We start from the raw sequence: 14,894 nt of genomic DNA on the forward strand, positions 1-14,894 counted from the left end.
TCATGTTCGGCGAAGCGATAGCAGGCGAAATGCAGGGCGGCGAATTCGCCGAAGCGCACGAAGTACCTTATGCGCCGAGCGAATTCCGCATCAAGTGGACGACGCTCGACTGGGAAGCCGAGCAGGCCTACAAGCTGCGGCGCGCGGTGTTCTGCATCGAGCAGGGCATTTTCATCGGCGACGACCGCGATCCGGTCGACGATCACGCGCAACAACTGGTGGCCGTGAGTTGCGTGGCAGGCATGCCGGAGCAGGTGGTCGGCACGGTGCGGATTCATCGCGAAGCCGGTGAGGGCAACGTGTGGTTCGGCTCGCGGCTGGCCGTGCATGCGGCGTTCCGGCGTCACGGCAAGATCGGTGCAACCTTGATCCGGCTCGCGGTCAGCAGCGCTCATGCACTCGGTTGCGAGAAGTTTCTCGCGCATGTGCAAAGCCAGAACGTGCCGCTATTTCAGGCCATGCGTTGGGACGTGCTGGCGCAGGAGTCGATGCTGGGGCGTCCGCATCATCTGATGCAGGCGCAACTGGCGGCTTATCCGCCGTGTCTGACGCCGCGTGGCGGTTTCGTCACGCTCACGCAGTCCGCGCGCGAACGGAGTGAGGGATGAACGTAGCCGATCTGGTGGCGAGCCTGCGCGAGAGTCGCGGATTCCGGCACAAAACCGATATTGCCGGCGTGGTCGATTCGCTCGCGCAGCATTTGCCGCACGGCGCGCACGATCTCGACCAGGCCGTTGCGCTCGGCGACGATTGCGCGGCGCTCGTCGATGGCGACGGCTATCTGCTGTTCGCAATCGAAGGCATGGTCAGCGATTTCTTGACGGCGATGCCGTGGTTCGCGGGCTACAGCAGCGTCATGGTCAACGTGAGCGATATCTACGCCATGGGCGGGCGGCCGCTCGCCGTCGTCGACGCGTTATGGAGCGACGGTATCGGCGCCGCGCAGGAAGTGCTCGCCGGCATGGCAGCCGCTTCGGTGGCGTACGGTGTGCCGATTGTCGGTGGCCACACGAATACGCGCAGCGACGCGGCGCAACTGGCCGTGTCGATCGTCGGGCGAGCCAATGCGCTGCTCTCCAGCTTCAACGCGAAACCCGGCGACAGTCTGATGATGGCCGTCGATCTGCGCGGACGCTTCGAAGAGCCGTATCCGTTCTGGAATGCTTCCGTGGATGCGCCGCCGGCTCGTCTGAGAGGCGATCTCGAATGCCTGCCGTATCTCGCGGAAAAGGGCCTGTGCGACGCGGCGAAAGACATCAGCATGGCGGGCACGCTCGGCACCGCGCTGATGTTGCTCGAATGCTCGCAGGTCGGCGCACGCATCGATCTCGCGCGGATTCCCGCCCCCGACAACGTGCCGTTCGAACGCTGGGTCACGGCGTTCCCGAGTTTCGGCTATCTGCTGTCGGTGCGCCCAGAACACGTGGACGCGGTTCAAAAGCAATTCGACGCACGCGAGTTGGCATGCGCCGTGATCGGCACCGTGGACGACACCCGCGAGGTCGTGCTGCATCGGCAGCAGGACGCCGCGACGTTATGGGATTTTCGACGCGAAGCCTTCATCGTTCCGAAGGACGGCGGGCAATGAACACGTCGCGCAATTTGCGTATCGCGCTGCTGACGCATTCGGTCAATCCACGGGGCGGCGTGGTCCACACGCTCGAACTGGCGAACGGATTGAGTGCGCTCGGTCATGACGTGACGGTGTTCGTGCCGGCGGTGGCGGGCGAGACGTTGTTCCGGCAACCGGCGTGCCGCGTGGTGTATGCGCCGATCACGCGTGCACAAACGGATACGGTGGCGATGGTGGAAGCCCGCATCGACGCCTTCAGACACGCCCTGATGGCGCACGACGCAGCGAGCTACGACGTGCTGCACGCGCAGGACAGCATCAGCGGCAATGCGCTGGCGCAGATGAAAGCCGAAGGCGCGATCGCCGGTTTCGTGCGTACCGTTCATCACCTGGATCGATTCGACGATCCGCGTCTGGCCGCGTGGCAGCGTCGCGCATATGAAGACGCCACGAAGGTGTTTTGCGTTAGTGCCAAGTGGACGCGCGAAATGTCGCTGACGTATGGCATCGAAGCGATCACGGTGCCGAACGGCGTGGACGTGTTGCGCTTTTCGCGTCACGCCGATTCGCGCGACGTGGCGCTGAAGCAGCGCTTCGGACTTCGCGACGGTCCGGTGGTGCTGGCCGTGGGCGGTATCGAAGCGCGCAAGAACACGCTCGCCTTGCTCGACGCGTTCGTGCAGGTGCGCGAGAAATGGCCACGCGCGCAATTGTTGATTGCCGGTGGCGCGAGTCTGCTCGATCACGCGGCCTACGCGCAGCGTCTGCTGCAGCATGCGGCGGACTCGGGACTCTTCGTCGGTCATGGCGAAAGCGTGGTCGTGACCGGTCCGCTCGACGACGAACTCATGCCGGCGCTGTTTCGCTGTGCCGACGTGTTGTCGATGGTGTCGCTCAATGAAGGCTTCGGCCTTGTCGTGCTGGAAGCGCTCGCGAGCGGCACGCCGGTCGTGGCGTCGGCGATCGCGCCGTTCACGGAATATCTCGACGACGCCACCTGTTATTGGGCCGATCCGCAGCGGATCGATTCGATTGCAGCCGCGTTGAGCGACGCGCTCTCCGATGCATTGGGCGCGGGCGACGCTACGAGCCGTATCGATTTCGATCACGCCGTTCCCGCCTTGCTCGCGCGTTTCAGCTGGGCGGCGAGCGCCGTGCGTCATGTGGATGCCTATCGCGCGTATTGCGCCTCGCTTGCCAAACGCGCGCCCGCTTTTAATTGACCGAAGGAGCGACCATGCCTGTCATGCACTTTCTGATTCAGTGGCCCGACGGCGGCGAGGCGAATTGCTATTCGCCGTCGCTCGTCATCGGCGATTTTTTCACGCCGGGCGAAGCCTATGCGCTGGACGATTTCGTCGATCGCTCACGGCAGGCGTTGAATATCGCATCGGAGCGCGTGCGCGAAAAATACGGCTTCGCCTGCTCGGCCGCACTGGATCAGCTCGCGCAGATCGAACGCGATGCGGGGCGTTTTCGCGATCAGCCGCAGGCCATGGTCAAGGTCATCGAGTTCAGCTAGCAGTCACTTCGTAGAGGACGCATCATGTCGAACCTAATACAGCAAACGTCAGTGCATGGTCATTACAGCGTACTGGTCGTCGGCGGCGGACAGGCCGGATTATCGGTGAGCTATTACCTCAAGCAGGCCGGCATCGATCATCTGGTGGTGGAGAAAAAAACGGTCACGCACACGTGGCGGCAGCAACGCTGGGACGCGTTCTGTCTGGTAACGCCGAACTGGCAGTGCGCGTTGCCGGGTTATCCGTATCAGGGCGACGACCCGCATGGCTTCATGAAGAAGGATGAAATCATCGCGTATCTCGACGGTTTCATTGCGCAGGTGGACGCGCCGGTTAGCGAATATACGGAAGTCAAACGCGTGAAGCGGCGCGAGGACGGCGTCTACGCCATCTCGACCACGCGTGGTGATTTCACGGCGGATCAGATCGTGGTGGCGTCGGGCGGCTATCACACGCCGATCGTGCCGCGTCTGGCCGAACGTTTGCCCGCGCACATCGTGCAGATTCAGTCGTCGGCGTATCGCAATCCGCAGGCGTTGCCGGAAGGCGCGGTGCTCGTCGTTGGCACGGGGCAGTCCGGTGCGCAGATTGCGGAAGACCTGCATCTCGCGGGTCGCAAAGTGGTGCTCGCGGTGGGCGAGGCGCCGCGCTGCGCGCGTTTTTATCGCGGACGCGACGTGGTCGACTGGCTCGCGGACATGCAGTACTACGACATGCCGGTGGAAAAGCATCCGCTGCGCGAAGGCGTGCGCGACAACACCAATCACTACGTCACGGGCCGTGACGGCGGACGCGATATCGATCTGCGCAAGTTCGCCGCCGAAGGCATGGAACTGTACGGCCGGCTCGACGATCTGCGCGACGGACAATTCCATTTCGCGACCACGCTCGCGGCCAATCTCGACGACGCCGACGACACCTACAACCGCATCAACGCGAGCATCGACGCGTTCATCGACAAGCACGGCATCGACGCTCCCGCAGGCGGTCCCTACGAACCGGTGTGGCGACCCGCAGAGGAGCGCGCCACGCTCGATCTGGACACCAGCGGTATCGCCGCGATTGTCTGGTGCATTGGTTTTACGCCGGATTTCAGCTGGCTCGACGCGCCGGTATTCAACGGTCGCGGCTATCCGGCGCATACGCGTGGCATTACGCCGGTGGAGGGGCTGTATTTCGTCGGCTTGCCCTGGTTGCATACGTGGGGATCGGGGCGCTTCTCCGGCGTCGCGCGCGACGCGGAGTTCATCGTGCAGGCGATTCGCGAAAAGGAACACGAGCGCGCGTCGATGCGCGCTGCGGTGGCGGCATAAGCGGAGTTGATTCGAGTCGAAGCGGGCGCGGCCGCGCAATCCGAGGCCGCACCCGCTTTCGACGATTGAAACTCAGCTGCCGAGCGCCGGGTCGCTCATGCTGCTGCGGCCATTTTCCACGTGACCGGCCAGACGGCGCGTGAAGGTCGGGTCGGTGTCCACCGTGATGGTGAGGTCGTACCAGCCGTACGCGTTGCGTAGGTCGAGATACAACTCGTCGGTGTCGCCGCCGCGCACGGCATGCCTGATGACATTGTGAGCGTCGTACGCGTTCACGATGCTGAACTGGCAACGCGCGCTGCCCGCGTTTTCGAGGCGCAACTGCAGGTTCGCGTTGGCGACGTCGTAGCCTTCCGCCACTTCGGGCCGAGCCTTGTCGGAGCCATGCCAGAAGCCGTGCGCGACCGACTTGCCGGCGAAGCGTCGCAGGAATCCGTTCGGACCGTACACGGTGTAGTCGTACGAGCCGTCGGCGTTCAGCGGCAACTTATCCTGGAGCCGCTTGCCAGCTTCCACCGTATAGGTGCGCGGTGCGTCCAGACTGTGCGCCGTGTACACCAGAAACGCCGCGCCGCTCTTTCCCGTGTTGACGAAGCGCATGGTCAGCGCGTTGCCCGATTCCTCGCCGTGCACGCGCACGAAGAGTTCGTACGGCAGCGCGCGCGCCGCGCGTACGCCGGGTTCCTGCTTCGGCACGGACTGCACCAGCGGCGGCAGCGGCACGTAGTCGGGGTGACGGTTCTGGTCCGGCGGCACGTAGCCGCTCGTGCTCGGCAGATTCGGCAGCGAGTCGTTCGGATTGCTGAAGTTGAATGCGGACATCAGATCGCCGCACACCGCGCGACGCCACGGCGTGATGTTCGATTCGCCGAGATTGTGATGCTCGCCGAAACGCTTTTCGATGAAGCGGATCACCGAGGTATGGTCGAACACTTCCGAGCACACGTACCCGCCTTTCGACCACGGCGACACCACCAGCATCGGCACGCGCGGTCCGAGACCGTACGGGCCGGTGAGGTTCTTCGGATCGCCGGCGTAGATTTCATTGCTGATGTCGACAGTCGAAAGACCGTTGGCGCTCGACGCCGGCGCGAACGGCGGCACCACGTGATCGAAGAAGCCGTCGTTCTCATCGTAGTTGATCAGCAGGACCGTCTTGCTCCACACCTCGGGGTTCGACGTGAGAATCTGCAGGACCTGATCGATGTACCACGCGCCGTAGTTCGACGGCCAGTTCGGATGCTCGGAATAGGCTTCGGGTGCGACGATCCACGAGACTTGCGGCAGCGTGTTGTTCTGCACGTCGCGCTTGAGGATGTCGAAGTAGCCGTCGCCCTTCGCGGCGTTCGTGCCGGTGCGCGCGTTGTCGTACAGCGGATTGCCCGGTTGCGCGTTGCGATACTGGTTGAAGTAGAGCAGTGAGTTGTCGCCATAGTTGCCGATATAGGCGTTTTGCGTCCAGCCCCACGAGCCGTTCGCGTCGAGCCCGGTGCCGATGTCCTGATAGATCTTCCACGAAATGCCCGCGTTTTGCAGCACTTCCGGATAGGTCGACCAGCCGTAGCCGAGTTCGGAGTTGTCGATCACGGGGCCGCCGCCGTTGCCGTCGTTACCCACCCAGCCGCTCCACATGTAGTAGCGGTTCGGATCGGTCGGGCCCATCAGCGAGCAATGGTAGGCGTCGCAAATGGTGAAGGCGTCCGCGAGTTGATAGTGAAACGGAATGTCGGCGCGCGTGAGGTAGGCCATCGTGGTGGTGCCCTTCGAGGGCACCCACTGATCGTAGCGGCCGCCGTTCCAGGCGGTGTGGGTGGTGTTCCAGTCGTGCGCGAGATCCTGCAGGAATTGCAGGCCGAGGTTCGGCGCGCTCGGACGGAACGGCAGCACGTAGCCGAGGTCGGCGGCGAGCGGCTGATACCAGACCGGTTGACCGTTGGGCAGGTTGGTCGTGCGCGTGTCGCCGAAACCGCGCACGCCTTTGAGCGTACCGAAGTAATGATCGAACGAGCGGTTTTCCTGCATCAGCACGACGATGTGCTCCACGTCGCGAATGGTGCCGGTCTTGTTGTTGGCCGGAATGGCGAGCGCGTTGCGAATGCCGGCGGGCATCATGCTCAGGGCGGTGAAGGAACCCGCGGCCTGAGCGGCGGAGCGCAGAAAATCACGGCGATTTTTTGAAGTCATGGTTTTGGCTTTCGATCTTCACAGAAGGAACGAACCATCCGCCGCGCGGCCTCGCGCCGCGCATCGGGTGGGCGCGGAACTCAATCAACGGTATGAATGACGGGTGTGGCGAGCGGCGTCGAGGCGGCGGCGGACAATGCCGCGTCGGCGCTTGAGGCGGATAGTGCGGGCAGTGCTGGCGATTGAATCGTGAGTGACGGCGCCGGTGCCGTGCTGGCGAGCGGGTTCGGCGCAAGAGGCGTCGAGCCGCCGGCGTCGGCGTTATCGGCGGACGTCTGTGCAGCGGCTTGCACCGCTCTGTCGTCGTCGCTGCAGGCGCCGAGCAGGGCGCACACGCCTACGACGCATAGCACGCCAGTCAAACGTTTGCGCTGCAAGCCAACGGTTCGCTTCGACACGACGGACATGGAGATGTCTCCGGCACGGGGGAAGGGCGCCAGGGCATACGCGTGCCCAGGTCAGCGATGCAGGAGATTAATCGCTTACCTGTGTAAGTTTTGTGAAGCAGTGGTGAGTTGTGCGGCGAAGGCGCGCAATGGATGACGACGCAGCGCAAACAGCGCGCGAAGAAGTGAATGGAAAAACGAAGAAGAGCGCCGCCCGTTCAGTCCTGGATCGAGACGATCGCTTCGATCTCGACGGTGATGTTGCCGGGCAATGAGCCGACGCCGACGGCCGAGCGCGAGTGGCGCCCGGCTTCGCCGAATACATCGACGAACAGATCGGAGCATCCGTTGATGACGCGCGGATGCTCGGTGAAGTCCGGCGACGCGTTGACCATGCCGAGCAGCTTGACGACGCGCTTTACGCGCCGCAGGTCGCCGAGTTCGTTGTGCAGCACTGCAAGCAGGTTGAGCCCGACCATCTGCGCGTGCCGGTAGGCTTCGTCCGCGCTGACCGTTGCGCCGACCTTGCCGGTCATCAGCGTGCCGGTGTCGTCGAGCGGACCCTGGCCGGACAGAAACAGCAGGTTGCCCTCGCGCGTGCAATGCGTGAAGTTGCCGATCGGCGTCGGCACTTGCGGGAGCTTGAGGCCGCGCGTGTGCAGCCGGTCGTAGCAGTTCATCGATTGAGTGGTGAGGGTGAGCGGTCGTGGTGGATTGAACGGAGCGGGCGTCAGGCGGCCGGCTCCTGCTCGCGATGCCGCCAGCCGAGCCGCGCTTCGATGCGCGCGGCGACGCTTTGCACGGCCTGCGCGAAACGTTCCGTGTTGAGCGCGGCCTTGGCCTCGGGCATCACGATCGAAATCGTGAAGACGCACGCGCCGGTGTTGTCGAGCACGGGTGCGGCGAGGCACGCCACCGACGCATCGGATTCGCCCACCTGGATCGACAGGCGCGCATCGAGCGCTTCGCGTGCGATTTGCGCGAGCACTTCGGGCCGCGTTTCCGCGCGTCCGGTCGGCGAGTTCTGCGCGTGCTGCGCGAAAAACGCGATCCGTTCGGCGTCCGGCAGGTGACCCACCAGCAAACGGCCCGACGCCGTCCAGTTCAGCGGCACGCGGCTACCGACCCGCGAGGTCACGCGGAAGTGACCGGGGCCTTCAGCCATCTGCTGCACGACCATCATGCCGTCTTCGAGGCCGCAGACCTGCACGGTTTCTTCCACGTCCGCCGAGAGCCGCTCCATTTCTTCGTGGGCGACCGCGAAGTAGTCGAGCGAACTCGCGTAGGTGAGGCCATAACCATAGAGCCTCGAGCCGAGCCAGATCGCGCCATCCACGCGTCGCGCCAGCAGGTTCTTCTCTACCAGGTCGTTGATGATGGAGTACACAGTGGAGAGCGGCGCGCCCACCATGCGCGCAATTTCATAGGCGGTGGCGGGGCGGTTGGCCTGCTGGAGGGCGTCGAGAATCTGCACGGCGCGGTCGAGCGCGCCGGTGCGGGTGCGCGGCGCCGCGCTGCCGGCTTGTTCGCCTTGTGCGGCTTGAACTGCAGAGGCCGGCGCGGCGGCTTCGGGCGCTAAAGATCGGGTCGTGCGAGCCATCGTGCTCCTCTGACGCGGGTTGTTTTTGTCCAGTTGACGCAGGGGGATTGTATGCTAGACTGATCCGCAATTACAACATATATTCCATAACTAAGAAATACCTTGGTCGGAGGCGCTTCATGGACATTCGCTCTCGTTTCGGCTTACGCCCCGTCATCAATGCCTCGGGCACGATGACGGGTCTGGGCGCGTCCATCGTCAGCGCGCCGGTGATCGACGCGGTGGCGCAAGTGCTGCCGCAATTCGTCGAGATCGACGACCTGCAGCGCCGGGCTTCCGCCGTCATTGCCGAGGCTTGCGGCAGCGAAGCAGGCTACGTCACGGCGTCGTGCTCGGCCGCGATCACGCTGGCCATCGCGGCCACCATGACCGGCGACCACCCCGGCCTGATCGAGCGTCTGCCCGACACGCGCGGCATGCCACGCAGCGAAGTGGTGATCCAGACAGGCCACCTCGTGAATTATGGCGCACCGATCGACCAGGCCATCCGTCTCTCCGGCGCGCGTGCCATTCCCGTTGGCGCCGCCACCGAAGCGCACGGCTACCAGCTCGACGCAGCCATCACCGAACACACCGCAGCCGCACTGTACGTGGTTTCGCATCACGCCGTGCAGTTCGGGCTGCTCACGCTCGAAGAATTCATTGCCGTCGCCCATGCGCGCGGTGTGCCGGTCATCGTCGACGCAGCCTCCGAATACGACCTCGAACGATTCATCGGCGCGGGCGCCGACCTCGTGCTGTATTCGGCGCACAAGTTTCTCGGCGGACTGACGGCCGGGATCGTCGCGGGTACGAAAACGCTGGTACGTGCCGCGTATTTTCAGAACGGCGGCATTGGCCGGGGCATGAAAGTGGGCAAGGAAGGCATTGTCGGCGCGATTGCCGCGCTCGAACAATGGCGCCGGCGTGACCATGCCGCAATCCGCGCGCGCGAACGCGGCCACCTCACCTTGTGGCGCGAAACGCTTAACCGCCACGCCGGCGTGCGGGCCGAAATCGACGCCGACCCGACCGGCAATCCGCTCGACCGTCTGAAGCTGCACATCGACGCGACGCAGGCGCGCATCAGCGCATGGGATCTCGCCGACGCGCTCGCGCATCCGCCCGCAGGCGAAGCGCCGGTGATCGTGCGCGACCACGAAGCCGAACTGCATTTCTTCTTTCTCGATCCGTGCAACCTGCATCCTGGCGAAGAACAGATCGTGCTGGCGCGCATCGTCGCCGAACTCGAACGGGCGCAACGCTCGGACCAACCCATCGTGACACCGTTTCATCAACGCGACGCTCGCCGCCTCGCGAGCCGCCGCAACTGGCCTGACTGATTTTCCCGGTCGCAATCCGCGCCCCGATTCTCCAATGGATCGAGGCGGGGACGACCTTTGCCTGAAAGCTGTTCCCGAAGCTGTTTGAGTGCGGCGCTGGGCAAGACCCGGCGCTGCTTCGATTGATCCGTTTAGTACTACTTATATCGCTGGAACATTGACGTGTAACCAGCGTTCGCTTCTCTTTCGACTTGAGGAAACCATGACGCACAAGCAGATTCTTCGTACCGCCATCGCGCTCGCCGCAGCCGGATTCGCCGCACAGGCCGCTCACGCACAAAGCAGCGTGACGCTGTACGGCATCGTCGACGCCGGCTTCACCTTCACCAATAACCAGAAGGGCGAGAAGAACTATCAGGCGACGCAGGGCAACGTGCAGGGCTCGCGCTGGGGCCTGCTCGGCACCGAAGATCTGGGCGGCGGCAACAAGGCGACGTTCCGCCTCGAGAACGGCTTCAACCTCGAAAACGGCGCATCGGGTCAGGGTGGCCGTATTTTCGGCCGCAGCGCATGGGTTGCATTGACCAACAACCGCGCCGGCACGATCACGCTGGGCCGTCAGTACAACAGCGTGCAGGATTACCTGTCGAACATGCAGATCAACGGCGTCGGCGCGATGACGCAGTACGGCAACGCGATCTACGACAACGACGACCTCAACAATACGTATCGCACCAGCAACGCCGTCAAGTACACGACGCCGACGTTTGCCGGCTTCACGGCGAACGCCATGTACGCCTTCTCCAACACGGCGGGCGAATTCGCCAATAACCGCGCGTGGAGCGTGGGCGCCGATTACGTGAACGGTCCGCTGCATCTCGACGCTGCGTACTCGCTGGTCAATCAGCCGGCCAGCAACACGGCCGGCGCGGCGCCGTCGGACAACTACTACGGCACCAGCTCGTCGATCATCAGCGGCGTGAAGCGCAACCAGGTGTGGGGCGCGGGCGCTTCGTACGTGTTCGGACCGGCCACGGCCGCGTTGTTGTACACCAACTCGCAATTCCAGTTGCTCACGGGCGGCAGCCTGCGTTTCGCCAACTACGAAGCCAGCCTGAAGTATCAACTCACGCCCGCCACGCTGCTCGCACTCGGCTACATCTACACGACGCAGAACACGAGCGGCAGCACGGCAACGAACGCGCATTACAACCAGTTGAGCCTGGGTGGCGAGTATTTCCTCTCCAAGACCACGGACCTCTATCTGAACGGTATCTATCAGCGCGCGTCGGGTTCGACTGCATGGATCGAAGGCATTTCGAATCCGTCGAGCAATAGCGGCCAGTTCGTGACCGTCGCCGGCATCCGTCACAAGTTCTAACGCACGCAGCCCGCGCCGCGCCATCCACGATATCCCGCGCGACGGGAGCGGCGGCGCGGTTCTTCCCTCTCAGGAGCATTCATGGCGACCGTTCAAGGAAGTCTGTTACTCGTCTATGCATTGATCGCCATCATCGCGCTCGTCGTGCTGATCGCGCGCTTCAAGATGAACCCGTTCATCACGTTGATGATGGTGTCGGTGGCGTTGGCGCTGGCCGTCGGCATGCCGGCGACGTCGATTCTCAAGTCGTTCGAAACCGGCGTGGGTGGCACGCTCGGCCACATCGCCATCGTGGTCGGTCTCGGCACGATGCTCGGCAAGATGATGGCCGAGTCGGGCGGCGCGGAGCGCATCGCGCGCACGCTGATCGGCCTCTTCGGTCCGAAGAACGTGCATTGGGCGATGATGTGCATCGCCTTTCTCGTCGGCTTGCCGGTGTTCTTCGAAGTGGGCTTCGTGCTGCTGATTCCGATCGCGTTCAACGTGGCGCAGCGCACGGGCACGTCGATGATTCGCGTCGGCATTCCGATGGTGGCGGGTCTTTCCGTCGTGCACGGCCTGATTCCGCCGCACCCGGCGGCCTTGCTCGCCGTCACTGCTTATAACGCGGACATCGGTCACACGATTTTCTACGCGCTGATCGTCGGTATTCCGACGGCGGCCATCGCGGGTCCGCTGTTCTCGAAGCTGATCGCGCGTTTCGTCGTGCTGGACGGCATCAACCCGATGGCGCAGCAGTTCATCGAACAGGACGCAAAACGTTCGCAACAGGAACTGCCGGGCTTCGGCATCACGTTGCTGACGGTGTTGCTGCCGGTTCTGCTGATGCTGGTGGGCAGTTGGGCCGACGCGATCGTGCCGGCGAAATCGGCGGCGAATAACGCACTGCGTCTGATCGGTCACCCGGATATGGCACTGCTGCTGGCCGTGCTGCTCAGCTTCTGGACTTTCGGTAAAGCGCGCGGCTTCAATCGCGAGCAGATCCTCAAGTTCACCAACGAGTGTCTTGCACCGACCGCGAGCATCACGCTCGTGGTGGGCGCGGGTGCGGGCTTCGGCCGCATTCTGATCGACAGCGGCGCGTCGAAGGCGATCGTGGACGTAGCGACTGGCGCGCACGTGCCTCTGCTGATTCTCGCGTGGCTGGTGGCGGCGCTGATCCGCGTGGCGACCGGCTCGGCCACGGTGGCGATGGCAACCGCGGCGGGCATCATCGCGCCGATCGCGGCGGCGGCCGCGGGCACCGTCGGCGGCGTGCGTCCCGAGTTGCTGGTGCTGGCGACCGGCGCGGGCTCGCTGATCCTTTCGCACGTGAACGACGGCGGCTTCTGGCTGGTGAAGGAGTACTTCGGCATGAGCGTGCCGCAGACGTTCAAGACGTGGACCGTCTGCGAAACCATCATCTCGATCACCGCGCTCGTGTTGACGCTGGGTCTGTCGACGGTGGTGTGAGAAAAAACGGCCTGCGCTTCGTTCACGGCAGGCCGTTTTTCAAGGTGCCGACGCGCGGCGCGGCGTCTACTTCTCGAGGTTCAGGAACGGCAGCGGCGCGCCCGCGCCCATGTAGGTCGGCAGCTTGCCGTCCCAGCGGTTGATGGCCTGCAATTGCAGGTACTCCTGACCGCCGTTCGTCTTCACCGCCTGCGCCTGAATCGCGATGGATTCCGCTTCGCCACGCGCCTTGGCGATCTGCTGGTCCGCTTCGAACTTCACGCGCGCGAGTTCGCGTTCGGCCTGCTCGGCACGCTGGCTCGCCGTCACTTTCGCTTCGATCGCCTGATCGAATGCGGCGCTGAACTTGAAGTTGGTGATGTTGATGTCCTGAATCAGGAAGCCGTAGCCTTTGAGTTTGGTGATGAGGCCGGCCATGATTTCGCTCGACACTTCCTGGCGCTTCGTCACCAGTTCCTCGGCAGTGAAGCGCGCCGCGACCGCCTTGAATACTTCGAACATGGCGGGCTGCACGTACGACGCCTCGTATTCGAGCGAGGGCGCCATGGCGAACAATGCGCGAACCTTGTTGGGATCGACGCGATAGTTCATCGTGAGATCGGTATGCACCGATTGCAGATCTTTCGATGCCGCTTGTGCGCCTTCCACTTTCGCCACGTCGAGTCCGATAAAGACTTCATGGACGCGCGACACCGGACTCACCAGATGCGGACCTTCCGATAGCGTTTCCGCTTCGATATGTCCGAATGTCGTCACTACGCCGATCCGCGATTGCGACACCTGTGTAAAGCACGAAAACAGCAGACCCACGGCAATGACGCCGATAAATGCGATCACGCCATAACGCATTTGCGGCACGTGATCTTTGCGCATCGATTTCGATGCGAATACAACGGCTGCGCCGATAATGACGGCGAAAAAAAGAACGACGATGATCTGGCCCATGTCAGTGATCTATCAGATGAGAGAACGCAAAGGAAGGCAGGGCGGTGCGATTATCCACGTGCAACCGGCCCTGTAGAAAGGTGCAACGGAAAATGGAAAACAGAAAGACAGGCAGTGGTTCTGCAAGTTGACGTGCGTGTGCATTGAGGCGTGTGAATTCACTCAACGGTTTTGTACTTTTTATTAACGGGCCATTAAAGAAATCAGCGACATTGCCGCGAAGTCTACAAGCATTCCGAATGCTTTTGCAATGGCATCGTCAGGAGTAAAGATTCAGTCGCGCATGAACGACGTGTTTCGAGTGAGGTAGTTTTATTTACGAGGCATAAAAAGCCGCGCGATCGAAGCGCGGCTTTTAACCTTCCCGGCGCTCGGCACCAGGCGCATTCATGCGGCGGCGATATTAACGCTGCGCGCAGATAAAGGCGGCGATGGCTTCGTTCAATGCATCCGGTGCGTCGCGATGCGGCGAGTGTCCGCATGCGTGAAGTTTGACAAGGCGGGCGTGAGGAACGTGTTGCGCAATAGCATCGATTTGCGCCATGGTGCCGTAGTTGTCGTCGTGGCCTTGCACGGCGAGCAGCGGCTGGCTGATTGCCGCAAGCTCGCGCGTGATATTCCAGTCGCGGAAAGCCGGGTCGAGCCAGATATCGTTCCAGCCGTAAAAGGCGGAATCGACGTCGGCGTGGTAACGGCCGAGCTTGTTGCGCAACTCCGTGGTTTCGTACGACACCCTGGTCTGCGCGATACTCGACACCGAGAGATCTTCGACGAACACGTGCGGCGCGATTGCCACCGCACCCTCAAGCGCGTCGGGATGCAGGGCCGCGTAAAGCAGCGCGATCGATCCACCGTCGCTATGGCCGACGAGCCACATGCGCCGGCGTTCGGCCGGACCGATATCGAGCGCGTCGAGCAGGGCGGGAAGAACGTCGCGCGCCTGTTCGCTCATGAAATCCACTGGCCATTTGACGTCGTGTGGACGGGGCGTGGACAGTCCATAGCCGGGCCGCGAATAGACGAGGCCGCGCATGCCGAGGCGCTCGCATAGCTGCTGCGGCCAGTCGCGCCACATCGCGATCGAGCCGAGGCCTTCATGCAAAAAGACCACGAACGGCGCCGCACTAGCCGCCGCGCTAGCCGCCGCATTCAACCAGCGATATTCGATGCGCAGCGATCCGCGTGCCGCGGTGGCGGGAAGCTCGGCGAAATCGCCGGCGCTGGCGCCGGTGGAAGCGTTAGCGGCGTTAGCGGCACTCTGCATGGATCATCCTG

Annotated in this window: 14 protein-coding genes; 8 read left to right on the plus strand and 6 right to left on the minus strand. The window is 63.2% G+C overall.

Translation table 11 applies throughout. The features are described from left to right. Positions 1–2: 2 nt before the first annotated feature. The 5 genes from P3T18_RS25795 to P3T18_RS25815 are packed head-to-tail and all read left to right on the plus strand — an operon-like array spanning position 3 to position 4,409. Positions 3–608, plus strand: coding sequence for an MSMEG_0567/Sll0786 family nitrogen starvation N-acetyltransferase (locus tag P3T18_RS25795; protein WP_429302784.1), 606 nt, complete (start codon positions 3–5; stop codon positions 606–608). Beyond that, positions 605–1,588 carry a sll0787 family AIR synthase-like protein gene (locus tag P3T18_RS25800; protein WP_429302785.1) on the plus strand — a complete coding sequence of 328 codons (984 nt, stop codon included), beginning with the start codon at positions 605–607 and terminating at the stop codon, positions 1,586–1,588. The genes P3T18_RS25795 and P3T18_RS25800 overlap by 4 nt, the downstream gene beginning before the upstream one ends. Next, a complete protein-coding gene (locus tag P3T18_RS25805) occupies positions 1,585–2,796 on the plus strand; it encodes an MSMEG_0565 family glycosyltransferase (protein ID WP_429302786.1) in 1,212 nt (403 codons plus the stop codon). Before P3T18_RS25800 ends, P3T18_RS25805 begins: the two co-directional genes overlap by 4 nt. A gap of 14 nt (positions 2,797–2,810) precedes the next feature. Then, positions 2,811–3,095, plus strand: coding sequence for an MSMEG_0570 family nitrogen starvation response protein (locus tag P3T18_RS25810; protein WP_429302787.1), 285 nt, complete (start codon positions 2,811–2,813; stop codon positions 3,093–3,095). Positions 3,096–3,119: 24 nt separating this feature from the next. Then, positions 3,120–4,409 carry an MSMEG_0569 family flavin-dependent oxidoreductase gene (locus P3T18_RS25815; RefSeq protein ID WP_429302788.1) on the plus strand — a complete coding sequence of 430 codons (1,290 nt, stop codon included), beginning with the start codon at positions 3,120–3,122 and terminating at the stop codon, positions 4,407–4,409. Positions 4,410–4,481: 72 nt separating this feature from the next. On the opposite strand, the gene P3T18_RS25820 is transcribed toward P3T18_RS25815, so the two are convergent. From P3T18_RS25820 to P3T18_RS25835, 4 genes are all read right to left on the minus strand, one after another. Then, positions 4,482–6,593: a phosphocholine-specific phospholipase C gene (locus P3T18_RS25820; RefSeq protein ID WP_429302789.1), complete on the minus strand. Its 2,112-nt coding sequence runs from the start codon at positions 6,591–6,593 to the stop codon at positions 4,482–4,484. A gap of 80 nt (positions 6,594–6,673) precedes the next feature. Further along, complete coding sequence (locus P3T18_RS25825; RefSeq protein WP_429302790.1) at positions 6,674–7,000, minus strand: hypothetical protein; 327 nt, start codon at positions 6,998–7,000, stop codon at positions 6,674–6,676. 197 nt (positions 7,001–7,197) lie between these two features. Next, on the minus strand, positions 7,198–7,659 hold the full coding sequence (locus P3T18_RS25830) for a RidA family protein (RefSeq protein WP_429302791.1): 462 nt from the start codon (positions 7,657–7,659) through the stop codon (positions 7,198–7,200). Positions 7,660–7,709: 50 nt separating this feature from the next. After that, positions 7,710–8,579, minus strand: a complete 870-nt coding sequence (locus tag P3T18_RS25835; RefSeq protein ID WP_429302792.1) for an IclR family transcriptional regulator — start codon at positions 8,577–8,579, stop codon at positions 7,710–7,712. A 119-nt stretch (positions 8,580–8,698) separates the two neighbouring features. Between P3T18_RS25835 and P3T18_RS25840 the strand changes: the two genes are divergently transcribed. From P3T18_RS25840 to P3T18_RS25850, 3 genes are all read left to right on the plus strand, one after another. Further along, the gene (locus tag P3T18_RS25840; RefSeq protein WP_429302793.1) at positions 8,699–9,901 is read left to right on the plus strand and encodes an aminotransferase class V-fold PLP-dependent enzyme; all 1,203 of its coding nucleotides are present in this window, start codon (positions 8,699–8,701) and stop codon (positions 9,899–9,901) included. Between the two features lie 202 nt (positions 9,902–10,103). Then, positions 10,104–11,222 carry a porin gene (locus P3T18_RS25845; RefSeq protein WP_429302794.1) on the plus strand — a complete coding sequence of 373 codons (1,119 nt, stop codon included), beginning with the start codon at positions 10,104–10,106 and terminating at the stop codon, positions 11,220–11,222. An 81-nt stretch (positions 11,223–11,303) separates the two neighbouring features. Continuing rightward, on the plus strand, positions 11,304–12,674 hold the full coding sequence (locus P3T18_RS25850) for a gluconate:H+ symporter (protein ID WP_429302795.1): 1,371 nt from the start codon (positions 11,304–11,306) through the stop codon (positions 12,672–12,674). Between the two features lie 66 nt (positions 12,675–12,740). Here P3T18_RS25850 and P3T18_RS25855 read toward each other — a convergent pair whose 3' ends face one another. Together P3T18_RS25855 and P3T18_RS25860 are read right to left on the minus strand one after the other, a co-directional pair. After that, positions 12,741–13,547 (minus strand): prohibitin family protein, encoded by an 807-nt coding sequence (locus P3T18_RS25855; protein ID WP_429302796.1) that lies wholly within the window; start codon positions 13,545–13,547, stop codon positions 12,741–12,743. Positions 13,548–14,022: 475 nt separating this feature from the next. Continuing rightward, positions 14,023–14,883, minus strand: a complete 861-nt coding sequence (locus P3T18_RS25860) for an alpha/beta fold hydrolase (protein ID WP_429302797.1) — start codon at positions 14,881–14,883, stop codon at positions 14,023–14,025. Between the last annotated feature and the right edge of the window lie 11 nt (positions 14,884–14,894).

Origin of the sequence: Paraburkholderia sp. GAS199 (assembly GCF_050436585.1) — a bacterium.
In the GTDB taxonomy this organism is placed as follows: Bacteria; Pseudomonadota; Gammaproteobacteria; order Burkholderiales; family Burkholderiaceae; genus Paraburkholderia.

Bases quoted from the DNA above. Each gene is read 5' to 3' on its own strand.
- P3T18_RS25835 (WP_429302792.1), bottom strand. From the start codon at position 8,579: ATGGCTCGCACGACCCGATCTTTAGCGCCCGAAGCCGCCGCGCCGGCC.
- P3T18_RS25850 (WP_429302795.1), top strand. From the start codon at position 11,304: ATGGCGACCGTTCAAGGAAGTCTGTTACTCGTCTATGCATTGATCGCC.
- P3T18_RS25840 (WP_429302793.1), top strand. From the start codon at position 8,699: ATGGACATTCGCTCTCGTTTCGGCTTACGCCCCGTCATCAATGCCTCG.
- P3T18_RS25815 (WP_429302788.1), top strand. From the start codon at position 3,120: ATGTCGAACCTAATACAGCAAACGTCAGTGCATGGTCATTACAGCGTA.
- P3T18_RS25845 (WP_429302794.1), top strand. From the start codon at position 10,104: ATGACGCACAAGCAGATTCTTCGTACCGCCATCGCGCTCGCCGCAGCC.
- P3T18_RS25800 (WP_429302785.1), top strand. From the start codon at position 605: ATGAACGTAGCCGATCTGGTGGCGAGCCTGCGCGAGAGTCGCGGATTC.
- P3T18_RS25820 (WP_429302789.1), bottom strand. From the start codon at position 6,593: ATGACTTCAAAAAATCGCCGTGATTTTCTGCGCTCCGCCGCTCAGGCC.
- P3T18_RS25805 (WP_429302786.1), top strand. From the start codon at position 1,585: ATGAACACGTCGCGCAATTTGCGTATCGCGCTGCTGACGCATTCGGTC.
- P3T18_RS25795 (WP_429302784.1), top strand. From the start codon at position 3: ATGTTCGGCGAAGCGATAGCAGGCGAAATGCAGGGCGGCGAATTCGCC.
- P3T18_RS25830 (WP_429302791.1), bottom strand. From the start codon at position 7,659: ATGAACTGCTACGACCGGCTGCACACGCGCGGCCTCAAGCTCCCGCAA.
- P3T18_RS25810 (WP_429302787.1), top strand. From the start codon at position 2,811: ATGCCTGTCATGCACTTTCTGATTCAGTGGCCCGACGGCGGCGAGGCG.
- P3T18_RS25825 (WP_429302790.1), bottom strand. From the start codon at position 7,000: ATGTCCGTCGTGTCGAAGCGAACCGTTGGCTTGCAGCGCAAACGTTTG.
- P3T18_RS25855 (WP_429302796.1), bottom strand. From the start codon at position 13,547: ATGCGCAAAGATCACGTGCCGCAAATGCGTTATGGCGTGATCGCATTT.
- P3T18_RS25860 (WP_429302797.1), bottom strand. From the start codon at position 14,883: ATGCAGAGTGCCGCTAACGCCGCTAACGCTTCCACCGGCGCCAGCGCC.